The 15,600-nt window shown below is 73.0% G+C and carries 16 protein-coding genes; 8 read left to right on the forward strand and 8 right to left on the reverse strand.

What is annotated here, in order from left to right; genetic code table 11:
* Positions 1-152: 152 nt before the first annotated feature.
* On the reverse strand, positions 153-1,616 hold the full coding sequence (locus ACP7TJ_RS08650; RefSeq protein ID WP_093767920.1) for a regulator: 1,464 nt from the start codon (positions 1,614-1,616) through the stop codon (positions 153-155).
* A 276-nt stretch (positions 1,617-1,892) separates the two neighbouring features.
* Between ACP7TJ_RS08650 and lipB the strand changes: the two genes are divergently transcribed.
* From lipB to ACP7TJ_RS08670, 4 genes are all read left to right on the forward strand, one after another.
* Positions 1,893-2,711 (forward strand): lipoyl(octanoyl) transferase LipB, encoded by an 819-nt coding sequence (lipB, locus tag ACP7TJ_RS08655; RefSeq protein WP_093767919.1) that lies wholly within the window; start codon positions 1,893-1,895, stop codon positions 2,709-2,711.
* Positions 2,712-2,783: 72 nt separating this feature from the next.
* Positions 2,784-3,749: a lipoyl synthase gene (gene lipA / locus ACP7TJ_RS08660; RefSeq protein ID WP_093767918.1), complete on the forward strand. Its 966-nt coding sequence runs from the start codon at positions 2,784-2,786 to the stop codon at positions 3,747-3,749.
* Positions 3,750-4,006: 257 nt separating this feature from the next.
* On the forward strand, positions 4,007-4,207 hold the full coding sequence (locus ACP7TJ_RS08665; RefSeq protein ID WP_093767917.1) for a hypothetical protein: 201 nt from the start codon (positions 4,007-4,009) through the stop codon (positions 4,205-4,207).
* Between the two features lie 70 nt (positions 4,208-4,277).
* Entirely contained in the window at positions 4,278-4,982 is a 705-nt protein-coding gene (locus ACP7TJ_RS08670) for a DUF4191 domain-containing protein (RefSeq protein WP_093767916.1), read from the forward strand.
* Between the two features lie 85 nt (positions 4,983-5,067).
* Here the strand turns inward: ACP7TJ_RS08670 and ACP7TJ_RS08675 are convergent, their stop codons facing one another.
* Positions 5,068-5,535, reverse strand: coding sequence for an RDD family protein (locus ACP7TJ_RS08675; RefSeq protein ID WP_093767915.1), 468 nt, complete (start codon positions 5,533-5,535; stop codon positions 5,068-5,070).
* A 210-nt stretch (positions 5,536-5,745) separates the two neighbouring features.
* Between ACP7TJ_RS08675 and glnA the strand changes: the two genes are divergently transcribed.
* Positions 5,746-7,155 (forward strand): type I glutamate--ammonia ligase, encoded by a 1,410-nt coding sequence (gene glnA / locus ACP7TJ_RS08680; RefSeq protein ID WP_093767914.1) that lies wholly within the window; start codon positions 5,746-5,748, stop codon positions 7,153-7,155.
* Positions 7,156-7,311: 156 nt separating this feature from the next.
* The gene (locus ACP7TJ_RS08685) at positions 7,312-7,569 is read left to right on the forward strand and encodes a hypothetical protein (protein ID WP_167742867.1); all 258 of its coding nucleotides are present in this window, start codon (positions 7,312-7,314) and stop codon (positions 7,567-7,569) included.
* Between the two features lie 16 nt (positions 7,570-7,585).
* On the opposite strand, the gene ACP7TJ_RS08690 is transcribed toward ACP7TJ_RS08685, so the two are convergent.
* The 6 genes from ACP7TJ_RS08690 to ACP7TJ_RS08715 all read right to left on the reverse strand — a co-directional run bounded on the left by ACP7TJ_RS08690 (position 7,586) and on the right by ACP7TJ_RS08715 (position 13,985).
* Positions 7,586-10,138, reverse strand: a complete 2,553-nt coding sequence (locus ACP7TJ_RS08690) for an FtsX-like permease family protein (RefSeq protein ID WP_427762686.1) — start codon at positions 10,136-10,138, stop codon at positions 7,586-7,588.
* Positions 10,135-10,878, reverse strand: coding sequence for an ABC transporter ATP-binding protein (locus ACP7TJ_RS08695; protein ID WP_167742869.1), 744 nt, complete (start codon positions 10,876-10,878; stop codon positions 10,135-10,137). Before ACP7TJ_RS08695 ends, ACP7TJ_RS08690 begins: the two co-directional genes overlap by 4 nt.
* A 21-nt stretch (positions 10,879-10,899) precedes the next feature.
* Positions 10,900-11,343 (reverse strand): hypothetical protein, encoded by a 444-nt coding sequence (locus ACP7TJ_RS08700; protein WP_427762689.1) that lies wholly within the window; start codon positions 11,341-11,343, stop codon positions 10,900-10,902.
* 185 nt (positions 11,344-11,528) lie between these two features.
* On the reverse strand, positions 11,529-12,203 hold the full coding sequence (locus tag ACP7TJ_RS08705; protein ID WP_167742870.1) for a response regulator: 675 nt from the start codon (positions 12,201-12,203) through the stop codon (positions 11,529-11,531).
* A complete protein-coding gene (locus ACP7TJ_RS08710) occupies positions 12,200-13,495 on the reverse strand; it encodes a sensor histidine kinase (RefSeq protein ID WP_427762691.1) in 1,296 nt (431 codons plus the stop codon). Before ACP7TJ_RS08710 ends, ACP7TJ_RS08705 begins: the two co-directional genes overlap by 4 nt.
* Positions 13,496-13,670: 175 nt before the next feature.
* Positions 13,671-13,985, reverse strand: coding sequence for a hypothetical protein (locus ACP7TJ_RS08715; RefSeq protein ID WP_093767908.1), 315 nt, complete (start codon positions 13,983-13,985; stop codon positions 13,671-13,673).
* A 233-nt stretch (positions 13,986-14,218) separates the two neighbouring features.
* On the opposite strand from ACP7TJ_RS08715, the gene ACP7TJ_RS08720 reads away from it, so the two are divergent.
* Together ACP7TJ_RS08720 and ACP7TJ_RS08725 are read left to right on the forward strand one after the other, a co-directional pair.
* The gene (locus ACP7TJ_RS08720; RefSeq protein ID WP_093768020.1) at positions 14,219-14,578 is read left to right on the forward strand and encodes an ArsC/Spx/MgsR family protein; all 360 of its coding nucleotides are present in this window, start codon (positions 14,219-14,221) and stop codon (positions 14,576-14,578) included.
* A 145-nt stretch (positions 14,579-14,723) separates the two neighbouring features.
* Positions 14,724-15,428 carry a hypothetical protein gene (locus ACP7TJ_RS08725; RefSeq protein WP_386003067.1) on the forward strand — a complete coding sequence of 235 codons (705 nt, stop codon included), beginning with the start codon at positions 14,724-14,726 and terminating at the stop codon, positions 15,426-15,428.
* The last annotated feature ends 172 nt before the right edge of the window (positions 15,429-15,600 follow it).

Raw genomic sequence — 15,600 nt, forward strand, 5'->3', positions numbered from 1 at the left:
CAACACCCCCGCCAACTGCGGGCAGTCGTGCCTCCCCCAGTGCCTCAAGGGCCTGGGAGGTGCCCCCAGGGCGGCACGGGTGGGCGCAGGCGGCACCTCGTCGGCGCCGAGCTGCGCCAACACCCCCCGCCAACCCCGACACCCCGCGCCTCTCAGACGAACGTAGTCGCGACCCTGTCCCGGTACGTCCGCACAGGCGCCGCGTCCCGATAAGGCTCCAGCCTCCGCTCGAAATCGCGCACATACTCCACCGCCCGCACCGACCGCATCTCCGACGCCTGCGCGGCCGCCTCCGCCGCGAGCTGGCACGCCTGGTCCAGCTCCCCCAGCCCGAGCCGCGCGGTGGCGAGGACGACCCGGCAGAACAGCCGGCTGCGGGCGAACCCCGGCGCCCGCAACTGCAGCGACCGTTCCGCGTGCTGGGCCGCCGCCCGGAACTGCTGCAGATCCCGGTGGCAGTGGCCGAACTCGTCGGCCAGCTGGGCCTCGTCGAAGAACCGCGCCCAGTGCGGCACCTCGTCGCCGGGCCGCGCCGCGTCCAGCGCGCGTTCCGCGCGGACCAGCGCGGCCGTGCAGGCCCGCACCTCCCCGAGCACCCCGTGCCCGCGTGCCTCGGCGGCGTGCAGCAGGGCCTGGACGGCGGGCGGGGCGGAGCTGCCCACGCCCTGCTGGGCGACCCGGGCGAGCTGCACGGCCTCGCGTCCGTGGCCGAGGTAGACGGCCTGGCGGCTCATGGTGACCAGCACGTACGCGCCGTACGCCCGGTCGCCGGCCGCCTGTGCCAGCCGCAGCGCCTGGACGAAGTACCGCTGGGCGAGCCCGTGCGCGGCGATGTCGAACGAGGTCCAGCCGGCCAGCCGGGTCAGGTCGGCCGCGGCGGCGAAGAGCCGGCGGCCCGTCTGCTCGCCGTAGGTGCCGCGCAGCATCGGCTCCAGCTCGTGCTCCAGGTACCGCACGAGGGCCTGGCGGGCGTGCCCGCCGCCGTACGCGTCGTCGAGGGTGCGGAACAGCTCGCCGACGGAGCGCAGCGCCGCGATGTCGCCCCCGGTGACCCGGTAGCCGGGCGCGCGGTCGGCCGCCCCGCGCCGGCGGGCGGTGATCTCGGCGGGCGTCACGGGCCGCACCGGCGAGCGGCCCTGGGCGGGCACCCGGACCGGCTCGGCGCGGGCGACCTTCTCGTCGGGCCGTCCGATCAGCCAGTCGCGGCTGGGCACCACGAGCCCCGCCGAGGTGAACGCGATCTTCCGCAGCTCGGCGTGGCTGCCGGAGTCCTTGCGCCACAGCCCGCTGACGATGTCGACGGCCTCCTCGGGGGTGGCCGCGAACTCCAGTCCCGCGTAGACCGGCGCGCAGGCGTCCAGTCCGAGGTCCTGGGCGGTGAGCCGGCGGCCGAGGCGACGGGTGAAGACCTCGGCGATCAGCGCCGGGGTCGTGCCGCGCGGCTGCTGTCCGCGCAGCCAGCGGGTGACGGAGGTCTTGTCGTATCTCAGGTCGAGCCCGTGTTCGAGACCGAGCTGGTCCACGCGACGGGCGAGTCCCGCGTTGGAGAACCCCGCTTCTGCGATGAGCGCGGCGAGCTGGCGGTTGGGGGTGCGCTGCGCGGGTCGTTCCGTCATCTGCGGTGCGGTCTCCTGCCTTCCGGCTGTTGTGTCTGTCCGGATTGCCTGTGAGCAGCCCTTATGGCCTTGGGGTCGGCGCGAATGTAGCGGAGAGTGAACACCCGGTCGCAGAGATCAACGGGCATTCATCCGATCGTGTGAGGATTGATCGGAAGCTGACGGTGCGCGCGCCGGACGGCCCTGGCGGCGGCCGACGGCCGGAGGTCCGTCGAACGGTCGTACAGTGGCGTGGGCGCGTTTCGCGCCTGACGACCTTCGAGGGAGGCGTTTGCCGTGGGTGAGTTGCGGTTCGTCCGGATGGGCTTCGGCGACGAGGCGGTGGACTACCAGGCGGCCTGGGACGAACAGCGCCGGGTGCACGCCGCGCGGTTCGCCGACGAGGTGCCCGACACCGTGATCCTGCTGGAGCACCCGCCCGTCTACACCGCCGGGCGGCGCACCGAGGACAGCGAGCGGCCCCTCGACGGCACCCCCGTCATCGACGTGGACCGCGGCGGCAAGATCACCTGGCACGGGCCGGGCCAGCTGGTGGGCTACCCCATCCAGAAGCTGCCCCGCCCGGTGGACGTGGTCGCGCACGTCCGCCGCCTGGAGGAGGCGCTGATCCGCACCTGCGCGGAGTTCGGCCTGGAGACCACCCGGGTCGAGGGCCGCAGCGGCGTGTGGGTGCTCGGCGACCCGGTCGAGCGGCGCCCGGCGCTCGGAGGCCTCTCCCTGGACTTCGACCCGCGGCTGCACGACGAGGAGTTCGACCCCCGGCTCAACGGCCCGGAGTACGCCCCCTCCAACGCCGGCCAGCGCCGTGAGGACCGCAAGATCGCCGCGATCGGCATCCGGGTCGCCAAGGGCGTCACCATGCACGGCTTCGCGCTGAACGTGAATCCCGACAACAAGTGGTTCGACAAGATCATCCCGTGCGGCATCCGGGACGCGGGCGTCGCCTCCCTGGCCAACGAGCTGGGCCGCGACGTCACGATCCAGGAGGTGCTGCCCGTCGTGGAGCACCACCTGAAGGACGTGCTGGAGAACGCCGACCTGAGGCCGCGGGCGGTCGAGAAGGCCCCGGCGGCCGTCGGCACGTCCGGCGCCTGAGGGCCCTCCGGGCATTCACATCCACGGGCGTACGCTTGAGGACGCCGAAGAATCAATCGCTAGGAGCCGGTCGTGTCCGCAGTCGCACCCGACGGACGCAAGATGCTGCGCCTGGAGGTCCGCAACAGCCAGACCCCCATCGAGCGCAAGCCCGAGTGGATCAAGACCCGGGCGAAAATGGGCCCCGAGTACTCCAAGATGCAGAACCTGGTCAAGAGCGAGGGCCTGCACACCGTCTGCCAGGAAGCCGGCTGCCCCAACATCTACGAGTGCTGGGAGGACCGCGAGGCGACCTTCCTCATCGGCGGCGACCAGTGCACCCGGCGCTGCGACTTCTGCCAGATCGACACCGGCAAGCCCGAGGCCCTGGACCGGGACGAGCCGCGCCGCGTCGGCGAGTCGGTCGTCACGATGGACCTGAACTACGCCACGATCACCGGCGTCGCCCGCGACGACCTGGAGGACGGCGGCGCCTGGCTGTACGCGGAGACCGTGCGCCAGATCCACGCGCAGACGGCGGACCGCGCCGAGGGCCGCACCAAGGTCGAGCTGCTGGCCCCCGACTTCAACGCCGTCCCCGAGCAGCTCGCGGAGGTCTTCTCCTCCCGCCCCGAGGTGTTCGCGCACAACGTGGAGACGGTCCCCCGGATCTTCAAGCGGATCCGCCCCGGCTTCCGCTACGAGCGCTCCCTGAAGGTGCTCACCGAGGCCCGCGACGTCGGCCTGGTCACCAAGTCCAACCTGATTCTCGGCATGGGCGAGACCCGCGAGGAGGTCAGCGAGGCGCTGAAGCAGCTGCACGACGCGGGCTGCGAGCTGGTCACCATCACCCAGTACCTGCGCCCCTCCGTGCGCCACCACCCCGTGGAGCGCTGGGTGAAGCCGCAGGAGTTCGTGGAGCTGAAGGAGGAGGCCGAGCAGATCGGCTTCTCCGGTGTGATGTCCGGGCCGCTGGTCCGCTCCTCGTACCGGGCCGGGCGCCTGTACCAGATGGCGATCGAGAAGCGCGGCGCCTTCGTCGCCTCCCAGGCGGTCTGAGCAGAGCGGGGGCAGGCCCGCCGCCATGCTGTGAATTCACGCACAAGGCCCTACCGGCGGGTAGTGGCCGAGAGAACGCGGTCCCGGCCGTCCTCCCAGTTGAGGGCACAGGCCGGGGCCGCGTCGGCGTCCGGGGTCCCGGCGCGAAGGCTTCATGCCTGTTTGACCGGTCGGTCACGTCCTGGTAACACCAGGCAGTGACCCTGGTATCACCGCACGCCACCATCTGCCCGCCGGCATCGAGGGAGACCGTCACCATGCAGGCCGCGCCCGTCCGCGCCACCGCCATCCCGTCCCTCACCACCGCTCTGCGCGCCGTCGAGTCGCTGCTGATGAGCGGCGGCCAGCGCACCGCACGGCGCAACGCCTGGACGTCCGTGCTGGAGGACCGCCGTCGCGCCAAGGACCGGGTCGAGGCGGAGCGCGTCCTCGGCCAGAGCCTGATCGCCCGCCCCTGAGCCGGCCGCTCCGGGGGCGACCCCGGCACTGCCGTCGAACGCGCTCCGGGGGACACGTAGACTTCATGGCATGGCGAGGAAGGAAACCGCAGCGGACGCTGCGAACCCCGGGCGACTGAAGCAGATCGCCCTGACCTACAAGATGACCCGCAGGGCCGACAAGAAGATCGGTCTTGTACTCGCGGCTGTCGGAATCGTCACCTTCGGTGTCTTCCTCGCGATCGGTTTCTTGATCGGGCACCCCATCTATCTCGGCATCCTGGGCTTCCTGCTCGCCTTCCTCGCGACGGCGATCGTGTTCGGCCGCCGTGCCGAACGGGCCGCCTTCGGACAGATGGAGGGACAGCCGGGTGCCGCCGCGGCCGTGCTCGACAACATCGGCCGAGGCTGGACGACGACCCCGGCGGTCGCGATGAACCGCAACCAGGACGTGGTGCACCGCGCGGTCGGCAAGGCCGGCATCGTGCTGGTCGCCGAGGGCAACCCGAACCGGGTGAAGAGCCTGCTGGCCGCCGAGAAGAAGAAGATGAACCGCATCGTCGCGGACGTCCCCGTGCACGATCTGATCGTGGGCACCGGCGAGGGCCAGGTGGAGCTGAAGAAGCTCCGCACCACGATGCTGAAGCTGCCGCGCGTCCTCACCGGCCCGCAGGTCACCGCGACCAACGACCGGCTGCGCGCGCTGGGCGACCTGATGAGCAACATGCCGCTGCCGAAGGGGCCGATGCCGAAGGGCATGAAGCTGCCGAAGGGCGGCGGTCAGCGGGGCCGCTGAGCCCGCCGGACGTGACACACGAGGACGGGGGCGCCGGGAATCCAAGATTCCCGGCGCCCCCGTCGTCGTATGTGTGCGGGCCGGATCAGACGCGGACCTCGACCGTGCGGGCCAGCCGGTCGTGCAGGCCGCGGCCGTCGCGGTCCCAGACGAGCGCGGGGATCGCGAGGCACAGCAGCACCGAGCGCAGCAGGCCGCGCAGCGGCTGCACCCGGCCGGTGTCGACGCCGACCACGCGCAGTCCGAAGAGCCGCTTGCCGGGCGTGAAGCCGACGGTGCCGACGGTGAGCACGCTCAGCACCAGGAACACCAGCAGCGCCCAGTTGCCGGTGCGGGCGTCGTAGCCGTCGGTGAACAGACCGTATGCGATCAGGAGGCACAGGCCCCAGTCCACGGCGAGGGCGCCGATCCTGCGGCCGGGGCGTGCGATCGAGCCCGGTCCCTGCTCCGGCAGCCCCAGCTGCTCACCCCGGTAACCGAAGTCGGCACCGGCCTCCTCCATGGCCGCGCGCGGGCCGGACAGCCATGATCCGATTGCTTGCCTGTTGTCCACCCGTCCACGGTACTGCGACCGGATATGACCGGGAGACGGCGGGGTGTGCCGGAGCTACCGTGGAAGAGGGGCCGGTTAACTTGCGCGAAACAAACGGGTCACGCCCGAGAAATGACCCGTCCCTAGGGTCGAGTGCAGCGTGTGCCCCCCGCACTGGCCGCACGAACGATCTACCACCCCGGCGGGACGGTCGGGAGTAGGAGGAGCTGGATGTTCCAGAACGCCGACGAGGCCAAGAAGTTCATCGCGGACGAGGACGTCAAGTTCATCGACGTCCGCTTCTGCGACCTGCCGGGCGTGATGCAGCACTTCACGATCCCGGCGTCGGCCTTCGACCCGGCCGAGGAGCTGGCCTTCGACGGCTCCTCGATCCGCGGCTTCCAGGCCATCCACGAGTCCGACATGGCGCTGCTGCCCGACCTGTCCACCGCGCGGGTCGACCCCTTCCGCCGTGACAAGACCGTCAACATCAACTTCTTCATCCACGACCCGATCACGGGCGAGCAGTACTCCCGTGACCCGCGCAACGTGGCGAAGAAGGCCGAGGCGTACCTCGCCTCCACCGGCATCGCCGACACCGCGTTCTTCGGCCCCGAGGCCGAGTTCTACGTGTTCGACAGCGTGCGCTTCAAGACCTCGGAGAACGAGTCCTTCTACCACATCGACTCCGAGGCGGGCGCCTGGAACACCGGTGCGCTGGAGGACAACCGCGGTTACAAGGTCCGCTACAAGGGCGGCTACTTCCCGGTCCCGCCGGTCGACCACTTCGCCGACCTGCGCGCCGAGATCTCCCTGGAGCTGGAGCGGTCCGGCCTGCAGGTCGAGCGCCAGCACCACGAGGTGGGCACCGCCGGCCAGGCCGAGATCAACTACAAGTTCAACACGCTGCTCGCGGCCGCCGACGACCTGCAGCTCTTCAAGTACATCGTGAAGAACGTCGCCTGGCGCAACGGCAAGACCGCGACCTTCATGCCGAAGCCGATCTTCGGTGACAACGGCTCGGGCATGCACGTCCACCAGTCGCTGTGGTCGGGCGGCGAGCCCCTCTTCTACGACGAGCAGGGCTACGCCGGCCTGTCGGACATGGCCCGCTACTACATCGGCGGCATCCTGAAGCACGCGCCGTCGCTGCTGGCCTTCACCAACCCGACGGTGAACTCGTACCACCGTCTGGTGCCGGGCTTCGAGGCGCCGATCAACCTGGTGTACTCGCAGCGCAACCGCTCCGCGGCCATGCGTATCCCGATCACCGGCTCGAACCCGAAGGCCAAGCGCGTCGAGTTCCGCGCCCCGGACTCCTCCGGCAACCCGTACCTGGCCTTCTCGGCGCTGCTGCTGGCCGGCCTGGACGGCATCAAGAACAAGATCGAGCCGGCCGAGCCGATCGACAAGGACCTCTACGAGCTGGCTCCCGAGGAGCACGCGAACGTGGCCCAGGTCCCGACCTCCCTCGGCGCCGTGCTGGACCGCCTCGAGGCCGACCACGAGTTCCTCCTCCAGGGCGACGTCTTCACGCCGGACCTGATCGAGACGTGGATCGACTACAAGCGCCAGAACGAGATCGCCCCGCTCCAGCTGCGTCCGCACCCGCACGAGTTCGAGCTGTACTTCGACGTGTGACCGGACTCCCGCGCGTGTGACGCGTCGGTTCCCGCGCCGCCCCCGTCCCTGGTTCGTCCAGGGGCGGGGGCGGCGGCGTTGTCCGGAAAGCTTCCCTCTGCGCGGGCGGGGAGGGATCCTGGTGATGACACTGCTGTTCGAGAGAAGGTCACGGGGATGTCCGAGCGGGACGACGAGGAGCGCGAGTTCGATCTGAGGTGGGCGGACGGGGCCGCGCACAAGGAGCCCTCGGCCCGCGCGCGGATGCTCGCCGCCCGCTGGAAGGAGAACCCGCCAGGACCGGTGCCGTTCCGCGCCGAGCCCGAGCACCGGGGGCCGGCGGGGCGGTCGTCGTGGGTGTCCACGGCCGTGGTGCTCGGCTGTGTCGTCGCGGTGATCGTCCTCCTCGGGTACGTGAACCTCGGGCGGTACTGACGGGCCGGCCGCCGGGTCAGTCGCCCTGGGCGACGGCGACCGTCGGCGGGGTCCGGGAGGCGCGCAGGGCGGGGACCGTGCCCGCGGCGGCGGTCACCAGGACGAGGGCGGCGAGGACCGCCGCGAGCTGTCCCGCCGGCACGGTGAACGGGGCGCTCGTCTCGGCGACCCGCACCACCAGCCACGAGTACGGCACGCCCAGCGCCAGGCCGAGGATCCCGCCCAGGACGCCGTAGAGCGCGCACTCCAGGGTGACCATGCGGTGCACGGCCGCCCCTGAGAGGCCCAGGGCGCGCAGCAGCCCGAACTCGCGCCGGCGCTCGACCACGGTGAGGCCCGCCGTGGTGGCGACGCCCGCGACCGCCACCAGGACGGTCAGACAGAGGAGCAGGACCACCGTGGTGGCCATCGTCCGCAGGTCGTCGTCCGTTCCCGTCCGGGTGGCCGCGTCCTCGGCGACGACCCGGCCGTCGCCGCGCCCCGGCCCGGTCAGCGTCCCGGTGACGGCCCGGTGCGCGCGGGTGCGGCCCTCGGCCCCGTCCGCCGAGGCGTTGGCGGTGATCAGGGTGGGTGCGGGGTCCGCCCCCATACGGGTGAGGTCCGCCGCCGTCACGAAGAAGTCGCCGCCGTACGGTCCGGCGCCGGGCAGCGTCGCCGCCACGGTGAGCCGTATCGGACGGCCCTCGGACTCCAGGGTCACGCGGTCGCCCGCCGTCACGCCGAGGCGGTGCGCGTGCTCGGCGTCCACGACGACGTGCGCGGGGCCGAGCCGGCCTAGGGCGCCGGTGCGGGCGGTCAGGCCGGTCCCGGAGCGGACGGTGGTGAGGTCCAGGTCGGAGACGGTCGCGCTGCGGCCGTCCTGGACCACCTCGGCGGTGCGGATCGCGGTCACGTCGGCCAGCTCGGGGCGGGCGGCGAGATCGGCGGCGAGCGTGCGGTCCAGCGTCCCCCCTTCCCTCGCGTACAGGCGGAAGTCCGCGGGCGCCTCCAGCGTCTCCTTGTACCGCTCGTAGGCGTCCAGGCTCGCGAGGCAGGTCAGGGTCGAGCCGACCAGGCAGACGCCGAGCGCCACCACGACCGAGACCGAGGCGGCACGGGCGGGCGCTCCCCCGACGCCCGCGACGGCGAGCCGGCCCGCCGCTCCGGTACGGCGCAGCGGCACCGCGAGGGCCGACAGCACCGGCCGGACCAGCAGGGGGCCGAGGGCGATCAGCGCGAGGAAGGCGAGTCCGCCGGAGACCACCACGAGGGTCAGCGCCGTGAACCGGTCGTACGCCGTGTCGCCAGGATCGGGCAGTCCTGCGTACTGCTGCCGGGCGAGGAGCACGGCGCCCGCCGCGCACAGCACGCCCAGCACGGTCCGCCCGGCGCCGCTCACCGTGCTCTCCCCCGAGGCGGCGGTGCGCAGCGCCTGGAGCGGGGAGACGCGGGAGGCGGTGAGGGACGGGGCCAGGACCGCCAGCACCGCGAGGAGTCCGGTGCCGAGCACGGTGAGGGCGGCCTGCGCCGGCGGGAGCGCGGCGGGGGCGGACAGGTCGTGCCCGAACCGGCCGGCGACCGGGGGGACGAGGTGTGCGCAGCCCCACGCGGCGAGCACACCGGCCGCGCCGGCCAGCAGGCCGACCACCGCGCCCTCGGCGACGAGGGCCGCCGCGAGCCGCCTCGACGTGGCGCCGATGGCGCGCAGCAGCGCCAACTGCCGTACGCGGCGGGCGAAGACGATACGGAAGGTGGAGGTGGCGACGAGCACGGCCGCACCGACCGCGACGGCGAGGAACACGCCGGCCAGCTCCAGGGTGTCGCTCGCGTCCGCGACGGCCGCGCGGGCCTCCTCGTCGCGCACCTCGTCCCCGGACCGTACGACCGCTCCGGGCACCGCCCGCCGGATCCGTTCCGCCGCCTCCGTGGCCGCGGCGGGCGCGTCGGTGCGGACGTCGACGCGGGAGTAGCCCTGCGTGCCGAGCAGCTTCAGGAGGTCGGGGCCGGGCGCGTACCCGGTGGGTTCCGCGGCCGCGGTGGCGGCGGAGCGGACGATGCCGGTGATCTCGACCGGGACGCGCCTGGTGCTCTCGCCGTCGGGCGCGGGGAGCAGCAGGGTGAGCGTCGATCCGGGGGCGAGTCCGTACGCCTCGGCGGCGCGGGTGTCGACGGCGATCCGGCGCGGGCCGGAGGGGTAGGCGCCGTCGACCGGCCGGACCTGCGCGAGGGGACCGGCGCCGGGGTCCGCGGCGAGGGCGAGGTAGCGTTCGGCGGCGCTGCCGCCGACCGGGGTGCCCGCGTCGACCCGGCCGACGGCCTCGGTCACCCCGGGCGTCCTCCTGATCGCGTCCAGGCCGGCCTCGCCGATGTCCGCCGCGTCCTTCGGCGTGACGACCAGCGACACCGCGTCGGGGGTGCCGCGGAACCGGTCGACGACGGTCGCGGTGACGATCTGCTGGGCCATGACGGCCCCGAAGACCACGAACGCGGCGATCAGCAGCGACAGCCCGGTGGCCGCGAACCGGCCCGGTCTGCGCAGGAGTTCGGCCGCCTGGGAGCCCAGGACGGTCGCGCGCCACGGGCCGTTCACCGTCGCCTCCCGGGGGTGTCGTCGGGGGTGGTGTGCTCGTCCCGTACGACGCGTCCGTCGGCGAGGGCCAGCACGCGGTCCGCGTACCGGGTGGCGGCGGGGTCGTGGGTGACCATCACGACCGTCTGGCCGAGTTCGTCGACGGCCCGGCGCAGCATGGTGAGCACCTCGGCGCCGGCCCTGGAGTCGAGATTGCCGGTGGGCTCGTCGGCGAAGACCACGGCGGGGCGGGCGACCAGCGCGCGGGCGACGGCGACCCGCTGCTGCTGCCCGCCGGACAGTTCGGCGGGGCGGTGGGACAGCCGGTGGGCGATGCCGAGGACCTCGCACAGGTGGTCCACCCGTTCGCGGTCCGGGCGGCGGCCGGACATGGTGACGGGCAGCACGATGTTCTCGTAGGCGGTCAGCTGCGGCAGCAGGTTGAACGACTGGAAGACGAACCCGATGCGCTTGCGGCGCACCCGGGTCAGCTGCCGGTCGGAGAGCCCGGTGAGCTCCGTGCCGTCCAGGACGACGCTGCCGGAGGTGACGGTGTCGAGTCCTGCGACGCAGTGCATGAGGGTCGACTTGCCGGACCCGGAGGGGCCGACGACGGCGGTGAACCGGGCGCGGCGGACGGCGACGGACACCCCGTCGAGGGCGCGGACCTCGTCGGTGCCCTGGCGGTAGGTCTTGACCAGGGCGGTGGTGGTGATGACGTCGTCGGGTGCGGGGCCGCGTGCGGCGGCGTGGGCGGTCATGAGGTGCGTCCCCCGGTCCGGTCAGGAGCCGAGCGGCGGCAGGGTGAGGGTGACGCCGGAGTCCACGCAGTGGCCCCGCGCCTCCTCCTGAACGCTCTTCACGTCCTTCGCGGACGGCGTCTCCGCGGACTTCTTCGCGGTCTCCAGCGCCCAGCCCTCGTAGCGGGAGATCTTCGCCCCGAGGTAGCCGTCCTCCATCGTGGCGCGGCGCTCGTCGCCGGTCTCCTTCCACCACTTCTCCGCCTCCGGAACCGGGCCCGCGGCGATCCCCGCGGCCTCGGTGACGATCCGCTGCGCCAGCCGGCAGTCCTCGGCGGACGCCTGGCTCAGCTCGTCGCGGTCCTGCCACCAGTACGCGCCCCCGGCGGCCAGGGCGGTGACGACCGCGCCGGCGACGGCGCCGAGGATCAGGCGGTTGCGCGTGCGGTTCGGTCCGGCCGTGGGCGTGCTGGTGATGGTGGCCATGGGGTCCTCCCGTGTCTTCTCGGCCGCGTCCTGCGGCACTGAGAAGTCTGGATCCGGGGGCCTTGAGGCGGATCGGCCACGGATCCGAGATCGGAGGCGGGTGATCCGATACGCCGGGCGGGGCGCGCTCTGCGCCTGAGGGGGCAGAGGGCGGACGCGCCTCTGCCCCCTCAGGGGGATGCGGCTCAGGAGGAGGGGCGCACCAGCCCGGACTCGTAGGCGAAGACGACGGCCTGGGCGCGGTCCCGCAGATGCAGCTTGGCCATGAGGTTGCCCAGGTGCGTCTTCACCGTGGCCTCCGCGACGTACAGTTCGGCGGCGATCTCGGCGTTGGACAGGCCCCGGGCGACCAGGCCGAGCACGTCCCGTTCGCGGCCGGTGAGCAGGTCCAGCCGCTCCGACTGCCCGTTCGCCGGGGCGAGCCGGTCCGAGACGCGGTCGAGGAGCAGCCGGGTGATGCGCGGGGCGACCACGGACTCGCCCGCGGCCAGGACGCGGATGGCGTGGACGACCTCGTCGGCGGGGGCGTTCTTCAGCAGAAAGCCCCCGGCCCCGGCGCGCAGGGCGGCGAAGGCGTCCTCGTCGTCGTCGAAGGTGGTGAGGACCAGCACGCCGGGCGGGTCGTCGCGGCGCATCAGCCGCTCGGTGGCCCGGATGCCGTCCATGACCGGCATGCGGACGTCCATGATGACGACGTCCGCGTCGACCTCGTCGAGCAGGTCGAGGGCCTGCTGTCCGTTCTCCGCCTCGCCGACGACCTCGATGTCGTCCTGGCCGGCCAGCACCATGGAGAAGCCGGCCCGGATGAGCGGCTGGTCGTCCACCACGGCCACCCGGATCGGCCTGTCGGTCCCCGTCATCGCTCCGTCCTCACCGAAGTCTTCGTCGTCACCGGGGCCTTCGTCGCCGCCGGAGTCTTCGTCGTCACCGGCGTCTTCGTCCTCACCGGGATCGAGGCACGTACCTGCCATCCGCTGCCGAGCCGGGGGCCGGCCTCGAAGGCGCCCCCGGCGAGTTCCACCCGCTCGCGCATGCCCACCAGCCCGTTGCCCCCGGACGCCCCGGCGACGGCCCGGCCCGCGAGGGCGCCGGCCCCGTCGTCGGTCACGTCGATCAGCAGGGTGCCGTCCTCCTCGCGGACGCGGATGCCGACGCCCGCCCCGGACCCGGCGTGCCGGAGGGTGTTGGTGAGGCACTCCTGGACGATGCGGAAGGCCGTCATCTCCTCCGCCGGCGACAGCCGTCCCTCGCCCACGTCGACGGACAGGTCCACGGTCAGCCCGGCGCTCCGCGCGCGGTCCGCGACGACCTCGATCTCGTCGAGGGTGACCAGCCGCCGGTCCTCCCCCGCGCCCGCGGACCCCGGCTGTCCCTCGCGCAGCACCCGCACGACGCGGTGCATGTCGTCGATGGCGTCCCGGCCGGTCGCGGCGATGGTCTTCAGCGCGGACTCCGCCAGGTCCGGCGACGTGCGCAGCACGGCCCCGGCGCCGTCGGCCTGGAGGATCATCACGGCCAGGCTGTGCGCCACCACGTCGTGCAGCTCGCGGGCGATCTCGGCGCGTTCGCGGGCCGCGGCGAGCCGGACCCGCTGCTCCTGCTCCCGCTCGGCGTGCCGGGCACGGGCGGCCTGGCTCTCGGCGTAGAGACGGCGGGTGTGCAGGGCGAAGGCGGTGAGCCAGACCGTCAGCGCCAGGCCCCAGAAGACCAGGAGGGACTCGCTGCCGAATCCCTCGACGCCCAGGAACGGCGCTCCGGCCGAGGCGGCCCCCGTCGCCAGCAGCACCGCGCCGCCCGCCGCGTACGGCATCCAGGGGATCCGGGAGTGGTGGACGACCGACATCATGGCGAACAGCACGGCCACGTCGTACGCGGCGGGCGCGTGGGCGGGCGGAGGGTCGGCGGACGGGTCGTGCAGGAGGAACTGCACGAGGGCCAGCGCCATGACGACCGCCATCACGGTGACGGGACGCTTCCTGCGGGCCAGCAGGGCCAGGGCCATCAGGGCGCCCAGGAGCAGGTCGTATGCGCCGGCGTACTGGTACGCCGCCACCAGGACCGCCAGGGCGAGCGCGATGTCGACCGCACGGCCGAGGACGCGTGCGTACCGGCCGGACGGCGTGATCCACGGAACCGGGCCACTGCTCTCCACGGTCAACCGTCCTGCCTCTCTCCTCCACCGGGCGCGGGCAAGTGCCGCGCGGACCGGACGACTTCGGGGCGGTCGGCACCCCCGCCGCCGCCCATACTGCCTCAGCCCGCGGCGGGAGCGGACACGACGGTGCCGGGCGCCCCCGCGCGGGAGGAGCCCGGCACCGGCCGTGGGCTCAGCGGTTGTAGCGCATGAACGCCCGCACCATGTGGCACGTGGTGTCCGACGGCGGGTGGACGCCGATCAGTTCGGCGGCGTCGCGGATCGTGTCGTCGCGCGCCTGGCCCGGGTGGTACACGCCGGAGTCGAGCAGGGCGATGGCGAGGCGCATCGCCTTCAGGCGGCGGTTGTGGGTGATGTACCACTCGCGCGGGCGGCCCGGCGGCAGCGGGCGCTTCTCCACCGGGGCGCAGGGCAGTTCGAGCAGGACGGGTCGCTTCGCGGTGGACTGGACGGGCAGGGGCTTCGGCTTGAGTGCGGCAGCGGGCACGGGCATCCTCCTGTCGCGGTCGGGGCCGTCGTCCGGGGTCCACGGCGACCTCGGCGATTCCCTCGAACACTGCTTCCATTCTACGGGCCGCCACTGACAATGGGCAGGCATGCTTCAGCCATCAAATGCGCAGGTGGAGTTGGGTTTTGACGCTCCGGGACGGGTGGTGCGCGAGGGACACGCGGGTGGCCCATTAATTCGAACAAGCAGGGGTGCGGCGTACCGTGTGCGGCATGGAGATCTGGATCAACCCCGCCTGTTCCAAGTGCCGCAGCGCGATCAGCCTGCTCGACGCGGAGGGGGCGCGGTACACCGTCCGCCGCTATCTGGAGGACGTGCCCACCGAGGCCGAGATCCGGGAGGTGCTGGAGCGGCTCGGGCTGGAGCCGTGGGACATCACCCGGACCCAGGAGGCGGCGGCCAAGGAGCTGGGGCTCAAGGAGTGGCCGCGGGACGCCGGGGCGCGGGACCGCTGGATCGGGGCGCTGGCCGCGCACCCGAAGCTGATCCAGCGGCCGATCATCACGGCGGACGACGGGACGGCGGTCGTGGCCCGCACGGAGGACGCGGTACGGGACGCGCTGTCCCGCTGACTCCTGTCCCCCCTGTCTCGCTGACGGCGCGGCCCGAACCCCCCTGTGACGCAGGCCACTTCGGCGACTTGGGCCGGCCGCTGAGCAACTGCGTTCGGTATCTCGTACATAGCGGCGTACGCTCCCCGACCCCTTGGAGGCGCGCATGTCGCGCAGGAGAACTCTCGGCCCGAAGAAGAAGCTCGCGCTGTTGCTGAGCGCGGCCACGGTGGCGGGCGGCGGCGCCTTCGTCATGGCGACCACGTCCAACGCCAGCCCGCCGGCGGCCACCACCAAGTCGGCGGCGGACTCGACGGTGTGCCAGGGGCTGGCCACCGCGCTCGGCAACAACGAGCGGTTCATCGCGGGCCAGCGGGCCAACCCGGACGCCCAGTCCGAGGCGCGGATCGCCAACCGCGAGGCCGTCATCGCGCAGATCAAGGTGCAGCAGGAGGCGTCCGGGTGCACGGTGGGGGAGTCGGCTCAGGGCTCCCAGCCGGCGCAGCCGGAGCAGCCCGCCCCGTCGCAGCCCGCCGCGGGCGGCCAGGCGGGGCAGGACGGGCAGGCGGGGCAGGACGGCCAGGCGGGGCAGGACGGGCAGGCGGGCGGCGGCGCCGCGGCCGGTGAGCAGGTGTGCAACGGCTCCACGGTCACCCTGTCCGGCGAGGCCGGCGCCCCGGCCGCGTCCAGCAACCAGTTCCCGGCCGGCACCCGGCTCAAGGTCACCAACCTGGACAACGACAAGTCCACGACGGTGGAGGTCACCTCGGTGTCCGGCAGCTGCGTGCTGCTCAACAACGCCGCCTTCGAACAGGTCCGCGAGCCCGGCAAGTTCCTGATCCGCCGGGCCCTGATCGAGAAGGTGGGGTGAGGTCCACAGGGTGAGGTTCCCGCACGGGCGGGGTCCGGGCACGGGTGAGTCCACGCACGCGAGGTGAGGCCCGGCACGCCCGCAGGGGCCCGCCGCTCCGGTGAGGAGCGGCGGGCCCCTGCGCGTCGTCACGCCTTCACGTCGGCACGCCTTCACCTCCCATCGCATACAC

The organism is Streptomyces sp. DSM 41931, from assembly GCF_050271085.1.
Taxonomy (GTDB): domain Bacteria; phylum Actinomycetota; class Actinomycetes; order Streptomycetales; family Streptomycetaceae; genus Streptomyces; species Streptomyces albogriseolus.